Annotated in this window: 14 protein-coding genes; 7 read left to right on the top strand and 7 right to left on the bottom strand. The window is 66.4% G+C overall.

The features are described from left to right. Position 1: 1 nt before the first annotated feature. Positions 2-925, top strand: coding sequence for an AEC family transporter (locus AC3WLX_RS23525; protein WP_291623427.1), 924 nt, complete (start codon positions 2-4; stop codon positions 923-925). Here the strand turns inward: AC3WLX_RS23525 and AC3WLX_RS23520 are convergent. The 4 genes from AC3WLX_RS23520 to AC3WLX_RS23505 all read right to left on the bottom strand — a co-directional run bounded on the left by AC3WLX_RS23520 (position 922) and on the right by AC3WLX_RS23505 (position 5,878). Continuing rightward, on the bottom strand, positions 922-1,686 hold the full coding sequence (locus tag AC3WLX_RS23520) for a CPBP family intramembrane glutamic endopeptidase (protein ID WP_291623429.1): 765 nt from the start codon (positions 1,684-1,686) through the stop codon (positions 922-924). The two genes, AC3WLX_RS23525 and AC3WLX_RS23520, sit on opposite strands and share 4 nt — an antisense overlap. A gap of 185 nt (positions 1,687-1,871) precedes the next feature. Continuing rightward, a complete protein-coding gene (locus tag AC3WLX_RS23515) occupies positions 1,872-3,515 on the bottom strand; it encodes an acyl-CoA dehydrogenase family protein (RefSeq protein WP_492337766.1) in 1,644 nt (547 codons plus the stop codon). A 189-nt stretch (positions 3,516-3,704) separates the two neighbouring features. Further along, on the bottom strand, positions 3,705-4,478 hold the full coding sequence (locus tag AC3WLX_RS23510; RefSeq protein WP_492337765.1) for a M15 family metallopeptidase: 774 nt from the start codon (positions 4,476-4,478) through the stop codon (positions 3,705-3,707). After that, on the bottom strand, positions 4,475-5,878 hold the full coding sequence (locus AC3WLX_RS23505) for an NADase-type glycan-binding domain-containing protein (RefSeq protein WP_291623435.1): 1,404 nt from the start codon (positions 5,876-5,878) through the stop codon (positions 4,475-4,477). The genes AC3WLX_RS23510 and AC3WLX_RS23505 overlap by 4 nt, the downstream gene beginning before the upstream one ends. 161 nt (positions 5,879-6,039) lie before the next feature. Between AC3WLX_RS23505 and AC3WLX_RS23500 the strand changes: the two genes are divergently transcribed. The 4 genes from AC3WLX_RS23500 (at position 6,040) to AC3WLX_RS23485 (ending at position 10,289) form a co-directional block, all read left to right on the top strand. Then, positions 6,040-6,987 carry an aspartate carbamoyltransferase catalytic subunit gene (locus AC3WLX_RS23500; RefSeq protein WP_028181359.1) on the top strand — a complete coding sequence of 316 codons (948 nt, stop codon included), beginning with the start codon at positions 6,040-6,042 and terminating at the stop codon, positions 6,985-6,987. 5 nt (positions 6,988-6,992) lie between these two features. Continuing rightward, complete coding sequence (locus AC3WLX_RS23495) at positions 6,993-8,294, top strand: dihydroorotase (RefSeq protein WP_492337912.1); 1,302 nt, start codon at positions 6,993-6,995, stop codon at positions 8,292-8,294. A gap of 47 nt (positions 8,295-8,341) precedes the next feature. Next, positions 8,342-8,938 carry a glycerol-3-phosphate 1-O-acyltransferase PlsY gene (plsY, locus tag AC3WLX_RS23490; RefSeq protein WP_492337764.1) on the top strand — a complete coding sequence of 199 codons (597 nt, stop codon included), beginning with the start codon at positions 8,342-8,344 and terminating at the stop codon, positions 8,936-8,938. 148 nt (positions 8,939-9,086) lie between these two features. Beyond that, positions 9,087-10,289 (top strand): patatin-like phospholipase family protein, encoded by a 1,203-nt coding sequence (locus AC3WLX_RS23485; RefSeq protein WP_492337763.1) that lies wholly within the window; start codon positions 9,087-9,089, stop codon positions 10,287-10,289. Here the strand turns inward: AC3WLX_RS23485 and AC3WLX_RS23480 are convergent. Further along, a complete protein-coding gene (locus tag AC3WLX_RS23480) occupies positions 10,281-11,525 on the bottom strand; it encodes an amidase (RefSeq protein WP_492337762.1) in 1,245 nt (414 codons plus the stop codon). The two genes, AC3WLX_RS23485 and AC3WLX_RS23480, sit on opposite strands and share 9 nt — an antisense overlap. A 91-nt stretch (positions 11,526-11,616) precedes the next feature. Between AC3WLX_RS23480 and dprA the strand changes: the two genes are divergently transcribed. Beyond that, entirely contained in the window at positions 11,617-12,759 is a 1,143-nt protein-coding gene (gene dprA, locus AC3WLX_RS23475; RefSeq protein WP_492337761.1) for a DNA-processing protein DprA, read from the top strand. 115 nt (positions 12,760-12,874) lie between these two features. Here dprA and AC3WLX_RS23470 read toward each other — a convergent pair whose 3' ends face one another. After that, positions 12,875-13,312, bottom strand: a complete 438-nt coding sequence (locus AC3WLX_RS23470; protein WP_492337760.1) for a winged helix-turn-helix transcriptional regulator — start codon at positions 13,310-13,312, stop codon at positions 12,875-12,877. An 83-nt stretch (positions 13,313-13,395) separates the two neighbouring features. Here AC3WLX_RS23470 and AC3WLX_RS23465 point away from each other — a divergent pair, with 83 nt between their 5' ends. Beyond that, entirely contained in the window at positions 13,396-14,004 is a 609-nt protein-coding gene (locus AC3WLX_RS23465) for an FMN-dependent NADH-azoreductase (protein WP_492337759.1), read from the top strand. A 68-nt stretch (positions 14,005-14,072) separates the two neighbouring features. On the opposite strand, the gene AC3WLX_RS23460 is transcribed toward AC3WLX_RS23465, so the two are convergent. Continuing rightward, a complete protein-coding gene (locus AC3WLX_RS23460) occupies positions 14,073-14,846 on the bottom strand; it encodes an SDR family oxidoreductase (RefSeq protein WP_492337758.1) in 774 nt (257 codons plus the stop codon). Positions 14,847-14,848 lie beyond the last annotated feature (2 nt).

Below are 14,848 nucleotides of genomic sequence, written 5' to 3'. Positions count from 1 at the left end.
CATGGCCGTCGTCATCGCGGCATTGCTGCCGGTCTTCATCCTCATCGTGCTCGGAATCGTGCTGAAGCGCAGCCTGATGCGGCTCGAAACGCAATGGCACGGGCTGGAGCAGCTAACCTATTTTGTGCTGTTCCCGATGCTGTTGATCCAGACCCTGGTCAAGGCCGACCTGTCCAAGGTGCCGGTCGCCGGCGTCGGCGGCGCGCTGCTGCTGTCGGCGCTGGCGATGTCGCTCCTGTGCCTTGCGCTACGCCCTGCGCTTTCGCGGCTAGGCATCGACGGCCCGGCCTTTACCTCGATCTTCCAGGGCGCGACGCGCTGGCAGACCTTCGTTGCCCTGTCGATCGCCGCCAATCTATTCGGCGACGTCGGGTTGGCGCTCGCCTCCGTGGCGATGGTGGCGATCATCCCGCTTGTCAACGTGTTCAGCGTCTCGGTGCTCGCTCGTTACGCCTCGCCGGAAAAGCAATCCGGCCGCGCCATCGTCATGACATTGGTGCGCAATCCCTTGATCTGGGCCTGCATCATCGGCCTTACCGTCAATGTCACCCACCTGCCGCTGCCAAGGCTCTGGCATGAGGTTGCAGACGCGCTCGGCAGTTCCTCCCTCGCCATCGGCCTGCTCGTCACGGGCGCGGGGCTGCATCTCGAAGGGCTCTTCCGTCCAAGCCTCGGCGCAGCCGTCGGCGTCGTTTTCAAGCTCTTGCTGATGCCCGCGCTCGCAATGGGGCTCGGTCTCTGGTTCGGGCTGTCCGGCAGCAGCCTCACAATCGTGGCGATCTGCTCGGCGGTGCCGACCTCGTCCAGCGCCTATGTCCTGGCGCGCCAGATGGGCGGCGACGCCCCGCTATTGGCGCAGATCATCACGCTGCAGACGATCTTTGCAGCCATTACGATGCCGATCGCGATCGGGTTGGCGGCCTAGTTCCCCAACCACATCGTCAGCACCACGGCTGTCAGATTGTTCAGCGCATGCAGCACGATGGTGAGCCAGAGCGAACCCGCGCGATAACGCATGTAGCCGAACCAGAGCCCGATAGCGAAAACCTCGGCGAGGAAGTACAGGTCGTATTGCAGGTGGACGATTGTCCAGACCAGCGACGACAGCAGGATCGCACCGGGTATGCGCAGGAAGCTCGCCGACCAGCCGCGATAAAGGAAGCCCCGCGCCAGAATCTCTTCCGACGCCGGCGCGGCCACGCTGAAGGCGAACAGAAGCAGCAGCGCAGCGCCCTTGTCGCGTCCCGATTTCAACAGATCGGTCATGAACCCCGGCGTCGCCTCGCGGCCGAGCGCGCGCGACATCGTTTCCCAGATCAGAACGATCAGGATGAGGCCGACGACGCCGAACAGTAGTTGTTTCCAGGACGGCCAATGCAGCGCGAGATAATCGACGAAGGAAGCCTTCTTGATGCGGATGGCGATCCAGACCGCGGCTAGCGTCGCCGGCAAGCCCATGATCACCGAAAGCGCAAGCGTCTGGGGCTCGCGGCCGACGACCTGCAGGGAAGCCAGCTCCATGGGCAGACCACGCTGCACCGCCACGAGAAGGACGGCCCCGATCTGCCCGACGAACATCGCAACGAAGATGAAGAGGCCCCACAGCGCGGTGCCCCAGAACTTCCAGACGGGTGGCGCCGCAGGGGTCTCGGCCAGCGGGGGATGATCGGGATTGAGGGAATCCATCAGGAGGCTTTCGTTAGGTAGCGCAAACTATCGAGAGATCGTCATGCCCGGGCTTGTCCCGCCTGCGCGGCCGAAGCCGCTTCGGCGCGGCGAAGGCCCGGGCATCCACGTTCTTCGTGCCGCGCAGCAAGACGTGGATGGCCGGGTCAGGCCCGGCCGTGACGTTGTAGAGAGACCGTCCCCACTCACGGCAGCGCCCGTTCCAGCAGCGCACGCACGTCGCCGCTACCCAGCTCCACCGCGCCGTACATGCTGGCGTGATCGGCCGCGAGGCGCGTTGCCGCGAACAGTTCGGCCTGGCGCGGCGACACGCCATTGAGAGCCGCGGCCGCCGCGAGCAGCGCCAGCTTTTCGACCGCAAGCCGCGCGATCTGCTCGCCGTCGGTGCGGCGGAAAGTCTTGCCGATGAACGCGGCCGCCTCTCCCGCACCAGGCAACCCCTTGGTGTCGGCGGCCAGCGCTTGCAGTACCGTCGTCGCCGCATCCGGCTCGCGCGAGAGCGCGCGCAGCACGTCGAGGCACATCACGTTGCCCGAGCCTTCCCAGATCGCGTTGACCGGCGCCTCCCGGTAATGGCGCGCCAGGATGCCGTCCTCGACATAGCCGTTGCCGCCGAGGCACTCCATCGCCTCAAAGAGGAACGGCGGCGCGCTCTTGCAGGTCCAGTATTTGATTGCAGGCGTGAGCAGCCGCATGTAGGCGGCCTCCCCCGTATCATGGGGCGTGCGGTCGAAGGCGCGGCAGAGCCGCATCACCAGCGCCGTGCTGGCCTCGACGTGCAGCGCCATGTCCGACAGAACGGCCTGCATCAGGGGCTGATCGGCCAGATGCTTCTGGAACACGCTGCGGTGACGGGCGTGATGCAGCGCATGCGCAAGTCCGGAACGCATCAGCCCGACGGAGGCGATCGCGCAATCCTGCCGTGTCAGCTGCACCATCTGGATAATGGTGCGGATGCCCTTGCCCTCCTCGCCGACCCGTTCGGCGTAAGCGCCTGTGAACTCGACCTCGGATGACGCATTGGAGCGATTGCCGAGCTTGTCCTTCAGCCGCTGGAACTGGATGGCGTTGATAGATCCATCCGGCGTGAAGCGCGGCATGAAGAAACAGGTCAGCCCCTGCTCGGCCTGCGCCAGCACCAGGAACGCGTCGCACATCGGCGCCGACATGAACCATTTATGCCCGGTGATGCAATAGGCGTCCCCGTCGCGCACCGCACGGGTCATGTTGGCGCGCACATCGGTGCCGCCCTGCTTCTCGGTCATGCCCATGCCGAGCGTCATGCCGCGCTTGCCCCACCACGGCGCGAAGCCGGGATCGTAGCTCTTCGTCGCCAGCACCGGCATCACGCGCGCCAGCAAGTCGGGCTGCATCGCCAGCGCACCGACCGAGGCGCGCGTCATTGTGATCGGACAGAGGTGGCCGGTCTCGACCTGCGCGGCCATATAGAACTTTGCGGCACGAATGACCTCGGCGGCATCTCCCGCGGGTTTGCCGCTCGCCGTCCACGTCGAATTATGCACGCCGGCATGCGCGCTGTGCGCCATCAATTCGTGATAAGCGGGGTGAAACTCGACCTGGTCGCGGCGATTGCCTTTTGCGTCGAACGTGCGCAGCTTCGGTGTGTTCTCGTTCGCGAGGCGCCCGCGATCGGCCATCGCCGCCGAGCCCCATTGCGTGCCGAACGCAGACAGCTCGCGTTCCGCCGCCGCGCCGCCATTGGCCCTGACAGCCTCGACCAGCGGCCGATCCACGGTGAACAGGTCGACGTCCTCGAACGGCGGCGACTGGTTGAAGACCTCGTGGGTCGCAAGGCTCGGCTGGGTCATGGGGCTTCCATCGAATCTATCTCGGCTCGGGCAGTGCAACCTCTCCCGACGGGAGAGGTCGCGCCGGAGGCGCGGGTGAGGGGTTACGGTCGAACGGGAGACTTGCCCTCCTCACCCGGCGCTTCGCGCCGACCTCTCCCCTTGGGAGAGGTGTACACATCCGCGACTCCTTCCGTCTCAATTTGAACTCTACCTCGTCCGCGGCTGGATCGGGAAATCATAGGCCGCCCCGCCCGCCCCCGGCAGGGAAAAATGCCACCACTCCTTCGAATAGTTCACAAAGCCTTGCCTGGCCATCGCAGCCACCAGCCGCTTGCGCCAGGCGCGCTGCTCCGGGGTGATCGATGGTGCCGCAGTGTGCCCCTTCGGGTCGGTGCAGTCGTAGCCGGTGCCCATGTCGACGCTGCCCTCGGGCGCACGCGCCTCGACCGGCGCCGTGCAATCGGCGTATGACTTCGACGGATCATATCTGGCGGAATTGTCCGCCTTGAGGTCGACCAACGTGAGATCGAGCGCAGCTCCGGTCGAATGCTGCGAACGGCTCGCGATGTAGCCGAGGCGGAACAGCTCGGTCTTCGGTATTCTCGGGTTGTAGCGCCGCTCGGCCGCCGTCTCGTGACCGTTCTGCGACCACTTCACCATGTCGAGCGAGGCCCGCGCCGGCCGGTAGCAGTCGAACATCTTCAGCGACAGGTTCTGTGCCGCCAGTTCCTGCTGGACCGCCTTCAGCCGCAGCCCCACCTCGCGCTTCACCACGCATTCACCGGCATTGTACCCGGCGAGCGGACGGCCGACGAAATTGTTCGCTGTGGCGTAGCGGATATCCTGAATGATGCTGGGTTCGATGTCGCGCAGATAGACGAAATCGCCCGGCAACGTCTGCGCCCGCGCCGGCGCGAACACGGATGCTGCAAGCAGCACGACCAGCGCCACGCGCGCCGCGATTCCGGTCCTTGCGGTCATTGCACCGGATCCGAGTTGACCAGAAGCTTGGTGATCGCGGTGTCCGTGTATTTGTTGCCGGCCCAGACGTCGTCGATGATGAACTGCATCCAATAAGTCGACACTGGAGGCCGCAACGACAGCAATTGCGCCGACAGCTTGTCGTCGAGAATGAAGATCTGCGACTCGCCGCCCGAGAACAGCACGCGGATCTGGCGGACCCTGTTGTTCTTGGCGAAGATGTCGGGGCTTTTCTGGTAGCCGTTCTGCACATGGATCGATTTGACCCGCCGCAGGGCTTCGAACTCGATCGTGATCCATTCGCCGATGCCGTTGCCCGAGGCGCCCTCGACCCAGGCCGTCCCTGTCGAGCCGTCGAACAAGTTCACCGCGCCGTATGAATTGCCGTATTGCGGCTTGAGCATCGAGCTGACGCAATAGGTCTCGAATCCGTTGCGCGCGCAGCTTTCGCCCGCCGCGGAGGGACGCAGTGGACGCATGGTCGCGCGCTCCGCGACCGCAGGCTTTGCCGGCGGCTTGATCAGCATGCCCGCCATCGGCCGCTCCGACGACGGCGGCGCCGCGAGATAGATGCGCCCGCCGAGCGTCTGATCGTAATACGCCGGCGTCTGCTCGTGCGGCACGGGCTGGCCGCCCTCGTCGCTCGCCGTCAGCGCCAGCGCCGCCACGCGCTCGCGCACCTCGACCGCGAGGTCGCCGAGATGCAGCTCGGGCCGCTTCAACTGCTCGACGAATATCCGCGTGAACACCGAATTGTGCGCCGTGTCGTTGCTGCCGAGCCGGTCGAGCGCGGTCTGGCCGATCCCGGCGGAATAGAGCGTAAAGATCCCGCGCGCCGGCTTCGCATCGGCAAGCCCCCGCGTATAGCCGATCGAACGGCCGGCGGCGCGGGGAAACGGATTGTCGCGGCAGGCATCGATGACGACGAAGGCGACCCGCACCGATTTCGCCTGAAGCTCGGCAATCACGTCGGGCTCCGCGATCGAGGCGCCGCGCACCCGCGCTTCGGCTCCCTCGGTGACGGTGGGAACATCGCTCGGCACCAGGTAGTTCACGCCCGCGATCGCAACCCCATGCCCGGCATAGAACACCGCGGCGGTATCGCCCGGCTCGAGCCGGGCGGTGAAATCCGCGAGCCGGTCGATCATGCCCTGGCGGCCAAGATTGGTTCCCAGCACGATCTCAAATCCGAGCGACTTCAGCGCGTCCGCCACCGTCGTTGCATCATTGGCAGCCTTCTTCAACTGCCGGTCGGCCGGCAGGTTCGGATAGCGATCATTGCCGATCACGAGCGCCACGCGCTTCTCGGCCGACGCCGGTGCCACCAGGCCGAACAGGCAAACGCCCGCCAGCGCGGCAACATTGCGCGCGAGTCGACTAAAATACCGCCTGCCCGTCATGATCCAGCCCGTGACGCAACGAATGGCAGGAGTCTAGCGCAAAGCAACTGCCCCGAACACAGGCGGGCTGCACCCTCCAGCCGCAGAGCGCCGTGGATAAGTCCAGGTGAGGGAATTGAAGCTTGCTCCCCCCGCCATCCGCCCCTATAGCTCTGCTTTTAATGACATCGAAATCGACCTTCGTCCTCGGCCACCGGCATTTGCTGGGCATCGAGGGCCTTTCCGCGGCCGACATCAGCGGCCTCCTCGACCTGTCCGAAGAATATGTCGAGGTCAACCGACAGGTTGACAAGAAGCGCACCGTCCTGCGTGGACGGACGCAGGTGAACCTCTTCTTCGAGGCCTCCACCCGGACCCAGTCCTCGTTCGAGCTTGCGGGCAAACGGCTCGGGGCCGACGTCATGAACATGTCGGTATCCTCGTCCTCGATCCGCAAGGGCGAGACGCTGATCGACACCGCCGTGACACTGAACGCGATGCACCCTGACATCCTGGTGGTGCGCCATCACGCCTCGGGCGCGGTGGAACTGCTGGCGCGCAAGGTTGACGGTTCCGTGATCAATGCCGGCGACGGCGCGCACGAGCATCCGACGCAGGCGCTGCTCGACGCGCTCACCATCCGCCGCAACAAGGGCCGGATCGAAGGCCTCGTGGTCGCGATCTGCGGCGATGTGCTGCATTCGCGTGTCGCCCGCTCCAACATCATCCTGCTCAACACCATGGGCGCCCGCGTCCGCGTCGTCGGCCCTTCCACGCTGCTGCCGACCGGCATCGAGCGGATGGGGGTCGAGGTCATGCGCGACATGCGCGAGGGCCTCGAAGGCGCCGACATCGTCATGATGCTGCGGCTGCAGCGCGAGCGGATGAACGGCTCCTTCGTGCCCTCCTCGTCCGAATACTTCCATTATTTCGGGCTCGACCAGAAGAAGCTCGCCTACGCCAAGCCGGACGCCCTGGTGATGCATCCAGGTCCCATGAACCGCGGCGTGGAGATCGACTCGATCGTGGCCGACGGCGCGCAGTCCCTGATCCGCGAACAGGTGGAGATGGGCGTCGCCGTGCGCATGGCCGTGCTGGAAGCGCTCGCCCGCAACCTGCCGAACGCGTGATGCCCATGCTGACCGACCGCCGCCCCATCCTGCTCGCCAATGCCCGCGTCGTCGATCCCTCCCGGGATTTCGACGGCATCGCCGACGTTCTCATCGCCGACGGCACCATCCGTGAGACCCGCCGCGGCATTGGCGCGGCGGGCGTCCCCGAGGGCACCGACATCCTCAACTGCACCGGCAAGATCGTGGCGCCGGGCCTGATCGACATACGCGCCTTCGTCGGCGAGCCCGGCCTCAGCCACCGCGAGACCTTCGCCTCGGCGAGCCAGGCCGCCGCGACCGGCGGCATCACCACCATCATCTGCCAGCCCGCGACCTCGCCGGTCATCGACAATTCGGCAACCGTCGACTTCGTGATGCGCCGTGCCCGCGACACCGCCATTGTCAACATCCAGCCGATGGCGGCGCTGACCAAGGGTATGCACGGCGCCGAGATGACCGAGTTCGGCCTGTTGAAGGCCGCCGGCGCGGTCGCCTTCAGCGACGGCGACAAGAGCGTGACCAACGCGCAGGTGATGCGCCGCGCGCTCACCTACGCCCGCGACTTCGACGCGCTGATTGTGCATCACACCGAGGATCCCAACCTCGTCGGCGAAGGCGTCATGAACGAGGGCGAGTTTGCGACCCGGCTCGGCCTGATGGGTATCCCGAACGCCGCGGAGGCCGTGATGCTGGAGCGCGACCTGCGCCTCGTCGCCCTCACCGGCGGCCGCTACCACGCAGCCTCGCTCACCTGTATCGATTCCCTCGACATCCTCCAGCGCGCCCGCGATTCCGGGCTCGCCGTCAGCGCCTCGGTCTCGATCAATCATCTGGCGCTGAACGAGAACGACATCGGCCCCTACCGTTCGTTCCTCAAGCTGTCGCCCCCGCTGCGCACCGAGGACGACCGCCGCGCCCTGGTCGCGGCCATCGCCTCCGGCCTGCTCGACGTCATCATGTCCGACCACAATCCGCAGGACGTCGAGGTCAAGCGCCTGCCGTTCGCGGAGGCCGCACCCGGCGCCGTCGGGCTCGAGACCATGCTGCCGGCCGGCCTGCGACTGGTTCATAACGGCGAACTGGAACTGAAGACGCTGATCCGCGCGATGTCGACCCGGCCGGCCGAGCTGCTCGGGCTGCCGGGCGGAACCCTGCGCACCGGCAGCCCCGCGGACGTCATCGTGATCGATCCCGATACGCCCTGGATCGTCGATCCCGCCGACCTCAAATCGCCCTGCAAGAACACCCCGTTCGACGAGGCCCGCTTTACAGGCCGCGTGGTGCGCACCATTGTCGGCGGCCGAACGGTCTACGAGCATGTCTGACGCGCCCGATCGTTCGACATGGAAATCCTGCCATTGGAGCTGCCGCCATGGCGCTTGAAGCATTTCTGCCGGTCGCCTTCGTCATCGGCTACCTGTTCGGCTCAATTCCGTTCGGGCTGATCCTGACCAGGCTCGCCGGCACCCAGGACATCCGCTCGATCGGCTCCGGCAGCATCGGCGCCACCAACGTGCTGCGCACGGGGCGCAAGAGCCTTGCCGCCGGCACCTTGCTGCTCGACGCGCTTAAGGGCACTGCGGCCGTCGTGATCGCCGGCTACATCGCAGGACCCAACGCCGCGATGCTGGCCGGGCTCGGCGCGTTTCTCGGCCATCTCTTCCCGGTCTGGCTGAAGTTCAAAGGCGGCAAGGGAGTCGCGGTCTATATCGGTGTCCTGCTCGGGTTGTTCTGGCCCGGCATGGTGGTGTTCTGCCTGCTTTGGCTCGCCACCGCCGTCACCACCCGATATTCCTCGCTCTCGGCGCTGGTGGCGGCCTTCATCACGCCGATGTTCCTGTGGTGGTCCGGGCACCTCGCATTGTCGGCGCTCACGGCGGTGCTGACTCTGCTGTTGTTCTACGCGCATCGCGAGAACATCAAGCGACTGCAGGCCGGCAAGGAAAGCCGGATCGGCGAAAAGGCCTGATCCGGGACATCTACGGATACCGAAGCCCCTCTCCGCATTGTATTCAAATCCTGTTTGCAACTCACCGCTGACTCGCGGCTGGGATGGCGAACCGGTGCCATGGCTGTCATCCTGACGGTCGAAATGGCGTTACATGCGGTTGCTCAGAATGAGCGAGAAGAACGACGGGACGCATGACGAAGCTGGCTCGCAGGGTACTGCGGCAAGCCGGCTGCTCTCCACGACCAACATCTGGTCTGTTGCTCCTGCACCGCCTCCAGCGTCAAAGCCCGTGGCCGTTTCGCCGCCGGCACCGCCACCCGCTCCAATCGCCCGACGAGAACCAGCCCTGATCGAAGCCGTAACAGCCGCCGCCCCCGTTGAGCAGGCACGCTCGGCGCAATGGCCGCCGCAACGACTCTCGCTCGCCCTCCAGGGCGGCGGCACCTTCGCCGCCTTCACTTGGGGCGTGCTGGACCGGCTGCTGGAAGAGCCCTATATCGCGATCGACACCATCAGCGGTGCCAGCGCCGGCGCCATCAACGCGCTGCTGCTCGCCTGCGGCCTCGCCGAGGGCGGCCGCGATGGCGCCCGTTCCCGGCTGAACCGGTTCTGGGTGCGGCTGATGCACGAGGCCTCGTTCCGCTCGCTGATGCTGATCGGCGGCTTTTCGCCGGCGGGAAGCTCGGTTGCGTTCGGCCCGACCTTGCGCTCGGGTCAGTTCGATCCGTTCGATCTCGATCCGCTGCGGCGGGCGCTCTCGCGCGACATCGATTTTACCGTCCTGCGCGATGCGCGCTGCCCGAAGCTCCTGGTCGCGGCGACGCGAATCCGCGACGGGCAGCAGCAGATCTTCCGCAACGACGCCATCACCGCCGACGTCGCGCTGGCCTCGACCTGCCCGCCGCTGGTCCACTGCGCCGTCGAGATCGATGGCGAGGCCTATTGGGACGGCGGCTTTGGCGGCAATCCGCCCCTGTTGCGGCTGGCGCAGGAAACAAAGACACCCGACGTCCTGCTGATTCAGGTCACGCCCGCGCGCGACAGCTACGTGCCGATCACGCTCGCCGCGATCGACCGCCGGCTCGACCAGATCGCGGCCAATGCCGCGCTCAACGCCGAGATCGCCGCGATCGAATGGGCGCACGCCCACGCGGCGCCGTCGCTGCGGCTCTCCAGGATCGCGGCCGAAGACACCGTTGACGGGCTGGCGCAGCGCTCATCGACCGACCTCGGCCGCGGCTTCATTCGCCTGCTGCATCGAAGCGGCCGCGAGGCCGCCGCGCGCTGGCTCGGGCAGGACGCAAGAGCCGGCGCGGCGCCCTCTGCACTTGCTCACGACCTTGTTTCGTCCGAACCTGCGCTAGCCTGATTTCGCCAGCGCCTCCTCCAGGAACCAGGCCGCCGCGAGTGCCAGCGGATCATTGCCGAACCGTGCGATCACCTGCACGCCGATCGGCAGGCCGCCGACCTTCAGCACCGGCACGTTGACGCAAGGATTGCCCATCAGCGTCCAGAGCCGGTTGTAGCGCGGATCGCCCGTGGTCGCGAGCTCCTTGGCCGGCGCCGTGCCGGGTGCCGAATAGGTCAGGAGCACATCGAGACCTTCAAACAATTCGCCAAGCTCGCGTCGGCCGCGGCGGCTGATCCGGCGCGCCTCGTCATACTCCTTCGGCGTCAGTCCGGCCGTCGCGTCGAGGCTGGCACGCAACATCGGTGCAATGTCGTCGTGGCGTTCCGAAAATTCCCAGGCCAGCGCGCGATGCGCCTCGAAATCCTGGATGATCGGGTGGATGCGCCAGGCCTCCTGCACCGATGCAGGGAGATCGATGGTCCGCACACTGGCACCTGCCCGCTCGGCGGCCTTGATTGCAGCCTGCAGCCCCTCTTCGGCAGCCGGCTCGACGGCACCGGCGAACTCCTGCCTGACCACGCCGATGCGCGGCGACTTCGCCGGGGTGATGCCGGAGAATTCTGTGCGCCCCGTCATCGCCAGCAAACCGCGCGCGAGATCTTCCGCACGCGCGCCGAACAGGCCAACCGTGTCGAGCGCCCACGAATAGCACTTCACACCCACCGTCGGCAGCATCCGGAACGACGGCTTGATCGCAGCCGTCCCGCAATAGGCCGCGGGCCGGATCACCGAGCCGCCGGTCTGCGTGCCCAGCGCCAGCGGGATCATGCCGGCGCCGACCGCAGCCGCCGAGCCCGCGGACGAGCCGCCGGGCGAATGGCCGAGATTGTGCGGATTGAGCGTCGGCGTCGGATCGCGCGAGGCAAACGCCGTGGTCGTGGTCTTGCCGATGATGGTGGCGCCTGCGCGCTTCAGCATCATCACCACGGGCGCATCGGCGCGCGGCTGCCAACCGCGATAGATCTCCGAGCCCATCTCGGTCGGCATGTCAGCGGTGTCGATGATGTCCTTGATGCCGACGGCGATGCCGCGCAGCGGGCCCGAGGTTTGCGCTTTCGCGGATTTGTCATGCCGCACGAAGGCGCGGACGTCCTTTTCCCGGGCCTCGATCGCCGTATGCGACTGGGCGATGGCTGCATCGGGCGAAAGCTCCCCCGCTTCGATGCGGCGCTGGAGGTCGGCGAGTGAGATCATGGCAACATCCTTCTTATTGGGATCGCTTTTAGCATTGCGAGAAGGTCGTGCAAGCGCACGTGACTGTTGCGCGACGCCCTCAGGTTGTTCCATGCTGTCCCTGCAAGGAGACACCGTGGACGCCATCAATCCGAGCGTGGAGCTGACCGAGTCCGAGCGGATCGACCGCTTGCGGCTGATCCGTTCCGACAATGTCGGGCCGCGCACCTTCCGTTCGCTGGTCGATCATTTCGGCAGCCCGCGCGCCGCGCTGGAGCGCCTGCCCGATCTCGCCCGTCGCGGCGGCGCGCAGCGATCAGGCCGCATCTATAGTGCCGACGAGGCCAAGGCCGAGCTCGCCGCGAGCCGCAAATTCGGCATCGCCTGGCGCGCACCTGGCGAGGACGGCTATCCGGCCCGGCTGGCGATGATCGACGATGCGCCGCCGCTGCTGGCCATGCGCGGCGACCTCAAAACCTTGATGCGGCCGATGATCGCCATCGTCGGCTCGCGCAATGCCTCCGGCGCCGGCTTGAAGTTCGCAGGTGTGCTCGCGCGCGAGCTCGGCGAAGCCGGCTTCGTCGTCATCTCAGGGCTGGCGCGCGGCGTCGACCAGGCCGCGCATCGCGCGAGTGTCGAGAGCGGCACGATTGCCGTGCTCGCCGGCGGACATGACTGCATCTATCCGCCCGAGCATGGCGACCTGCTCGCCGCCATCCTCGATCACGCGGGCGCGGCGATCTCCGAGATGCCGCTCGGCCACGAGCCGCGCGCCCGCGACTTCCCCCGCCGCAACCGGTTGATCTCAGGCGCCGCGCTCGGCGTCGTCGTGGTGGAAGCCGCACACCGCTCGGGCTCACTGATCACCGCGCGCATGGCGGCCGAACAGGGCCGCGAGGTTTTCGCAGTACCCGGCTCCCCGCTCGATCCGCGCGCCGCCGGCGCCAACGACCTTATCAAGCAGGGCGCAACGCTCGTCACGGAAGCCGCCGATATCGTCAACGCGGTGCAGCCGATCATGGAGCGGCCCTTGATGCACCCCGCAGGCGAACCCGACAGCGAGCCGTTCGAAAGCGATCCGCAAGGCCACGACCGCGACCAGATCATCGGCCTGCTCGGCCCCACGCCGATCTCGATCGACGATCTCGTGCGGATGTCCGGCGCCTCGCCCGCGATCGTGCGCACCGTCCTGCTGGAGCTCGAGCTCGCCGGCAAGCTCGAACGTCACGGCGGCGGACTGGTGTCGCTGCTTTAGAGCCTCCAGTCGTCATTCCGGGGCGCGACGAAGTCGCGAACCCGGAATCCATCCATCCACTTCCTCTGCCGCCAAATGGATTCCGGGCTCCCTCGCTTCGCTTGGATAAGCAACGCTAGCCCTCGTTGCGCCCGTCGAACCGCGTGCGTGCAGCCGCGATCTGCTCAAGATGCGCGATCGCCCATTCGCCGAGGGCCTTCACCGGCTGCTGGAGACCGCGGCCGAGATCGGTCAGCTCGTAGTCGACGCGCGGCGGGATGGTCGGGAAGATCGTGCGCGTGACGAGGCCGTCACGTTCGAGGCCGCGCAGCGTCAGGGTCAGCATCCGCTGCGAGATGCCATTGATCGTGCGCTTCAGCTCGTTGAAGCGCTTCGGCCCGTCGCTCAGCATCATGATGACGAGCACGCTCCATTTGTCCCCGACGCGGGACAGCACGGAGGCGACGCCGCGGCAGTCCGCATGGTTGGGATCGGGCATGGGCCTTGTATGGGGCGGATTTGGCCGCGGCGGAGCAGGCAATTCGATGTTCGCAGGTTTCAATGATGTGCCCATGGCTCAAAAAAGTGCGTTCTTGCGGGGATTTCGACAGTCACTCATGTAGCGCTGGTTACAAACTTATACCAGGGTGACCCCATATGAAACTCCTCCATCTCGACTCCAGCGTGCTCGGCCCCCACTCCGTCAGCCGGCAGGTTTCCGCCGCCATCGTCGATCGGCTGAAACAGGCGACGCCGTCGCTCGAAGTGGTCTATCGCGACCTGACCCAGAGCCCGCTGGCCCACCTCTCCGGCTCGCACCTCGCCGCCGCGCAAGGCGCTCCCGCGCCGGCGGAGCTTGCACCCGACCTCGCCGCAAGCGCGGCTGCGCTCGACGAGTTCCTGGCTGCCGACGTCGTCGTAATCGGCGCGCCCATGTACAATTTCACCATTCCGAGCCAGCTCAAGGCCTGGATCGACCGCATCCTGGTGGTGGGGAAGACATTTAAATATGGCGCGGCCGGGCCAGAGGGACTTGCCGGAGGCAAACGCGTGATCGTGGCGATCTCACGTGGCGGCCATTACGGCGCCGAGACCCCATACGTCGCCGGCGAACACGTCGAAACCTATCTGCGCTGGGTGTTCGGCTTTGTGGGCATCACCGACCTGGAATTCGTCCCCGCCGACGGCATTGCACTCGGCCCGGATCACCGCGAGAAAGCGCTCGCCGGCGCACTTCAGGCGGCGACGACTCTGCGCGCAGCATAGCTTGGGCACGCGGACTGTCCGGCGCAATATGGCAGTTGCGCCGGACGGAATCGCGTTGGTTCAAGCCATCAGCTGCGATAGATCGGCGCGCCGCTCGGAGAGGCCACCGCGCCGCCGTCGACGAATATCTCCTGACCCTGCACATGCGCGGAATCGTCGGAGGCGAGGAACAGCACCGTCTTGGCGACGTGATCGGTTTCGCCGAGGCGCCCCAGGGGCGTCGACAGCGCGATCCGCTTTTCGAATTCTTTCTCGGCTTCGGGCGTCGCGGTCGCGGGCCCCCAGATCGGCGTGCGGATCGCGCCGGGCGCCACCACGTTGACGCGGATGCCGCGCGGCGACAGTTCCGAGGCCATGATCCGCGCCATCGCCCGCACGCCTGCTTTCGCGGCACCGTAAGCGGAGTAACCGGGAATGCCGAGCACCGAGATCACCGAGCCGTTGAGAATGATCGAGGCGTTGTCGTTGAGATGCGGCAGCGCCGCCTGCACGGTGAAGAACACGCCGGTCAGATTGGTGCTGATCACCTTCTCGAACACCTCGAGCGTGGCCGAGCCCAGCGGCGTGCCGCCGGCGATACCGGCATTGGCAAACACGATATCGAACTTGCCGAACTTCTCCGCGCCCTGCTTGATCGCAGCTTCAGTGCCGGCAATGTCGGTCGCGTCGGCAGCGAGCGCGAGCGCATTCGGCCCGAGTTCCTTGGCGGCCGCGTCCAGCGTCTGCTTGTTGCGGCCGGTGATTACCACCTTGGCTCCCTCCGCCACGAATAGTTTTGCCGTCGCAAGCCCGATGCCGCTGTTGCCGCCGGTGATCAGGGCCGTCTTTCCTCGAAGTCTCACGC

Source organism: Bradyrhizobium sp. FW305-F6 (assembly GCF_058782905.1).
Note: the sequence above shows the minus strand (reverse complement) of the source record. Positions and strands in the feature narration are given on the sequence as shown.

What these genes read in the sequence shown, in the direction of transcription:
- AC3WLX_RS23520 (WP_291623429.1), bottom strand. Translation starts at nt 1,686, where the DNA reads ATGGATTCCCTCAATCCCGATCATCCCCCGCTGGCCGAGACCCCTGCG.
- plsY (WP_492337764.1), top strand. Translation starts at nt 8,342, where the DNA reads ATGGCGCTTGAAGCATTTCTGCCGGTCGCCTTCGTCATCGGCTACCTG.
- AC3WLX_RS23485 (WP_492337763.1), top strand. Translation starts at nt 9,087, where the DNA reads ATGAGCGAGAAGAACGACGGGACGCATGACGAAGCTGGCTCGCAGGGT.
- AC3WLX_RS23495 (WP_492337912.1), top strand. Translation starts at nt 6,993, where the DNA reads ATGCTGACCGACCGCCGCCCCATCCTGCTCGCCAATGCCCGCGTCGTC.
- AC3WLX_RS23505 (WP_291623435.1), bottom strand. Translation starts at nt 5,878, where the DNA reads ATGACGGGCAGGCGGTATTTTAGTCGACTCGCGCGCAATGTTGCCGCG.
- dprA (WP_492337761.1), top strand. Translation starts at nt 11,617, where the DNA reads ATGCTGTCCCTGCAAGGAGACACCGTGGACGCCATCAATCCGAGCGTG.
- AC3WLX_RS23470 (WP_492337760.1), bottom strand. Translation starts at nt 13,312, where the DNA reads ATGGGCACATCATTGAAACCTGCGAACATCGAATTGCCTGCTCCGCCG.
- AC3WLX_RS23465 (WP_492337759.1), top strand. Translation starts at nt 13,396, where the DNA reads ATGAAACTCCTCCATCTCGACTCCAGCGTGCTCGGCCCCCACTCCGTC.
- AC3WLX_RS23515 (WP_492337766.1), bottom strand. Translation starts at nt 3,515, where the DNA reads ATGACCCAGCCGAGCCTTGCGACCCACGAGGTCTTCAACCAGTCGCCG.
- AC3WLX_RS23525 (WP_291623427.1), top strand. Translation starts at nt 2, where the DNA reads ATGGCCGTCGTCATCGCGGCATTGCTGCCGGTCTTCATCCTCATCGTG.
- AC3WLX_RS23480 (WP_492337762.1), bottom strand. Translation starts at nt 11,525, where the DNA reads ATGATCTCACTCGCCGACCTCCAGCGCCGCATCGAAGCGGGGGAGCTT.
- AC3WLX_RS23500 (WP_028181359.1), top strand. Translation starts at nt 6,040, where the DNA reads ATGACATCGAAATCGACCTTCGTCCTCGGCCACCGGCATTTGCTGGGC.
- AC3WLX_RS23510 (WP_492337765.1), bottom strand. Translation starts at nt 4,478, where the DNA reads ATGACCGCAAGGACCGGAATCGCGGCGCGCGTGGCGCTGGTCGTGCTG.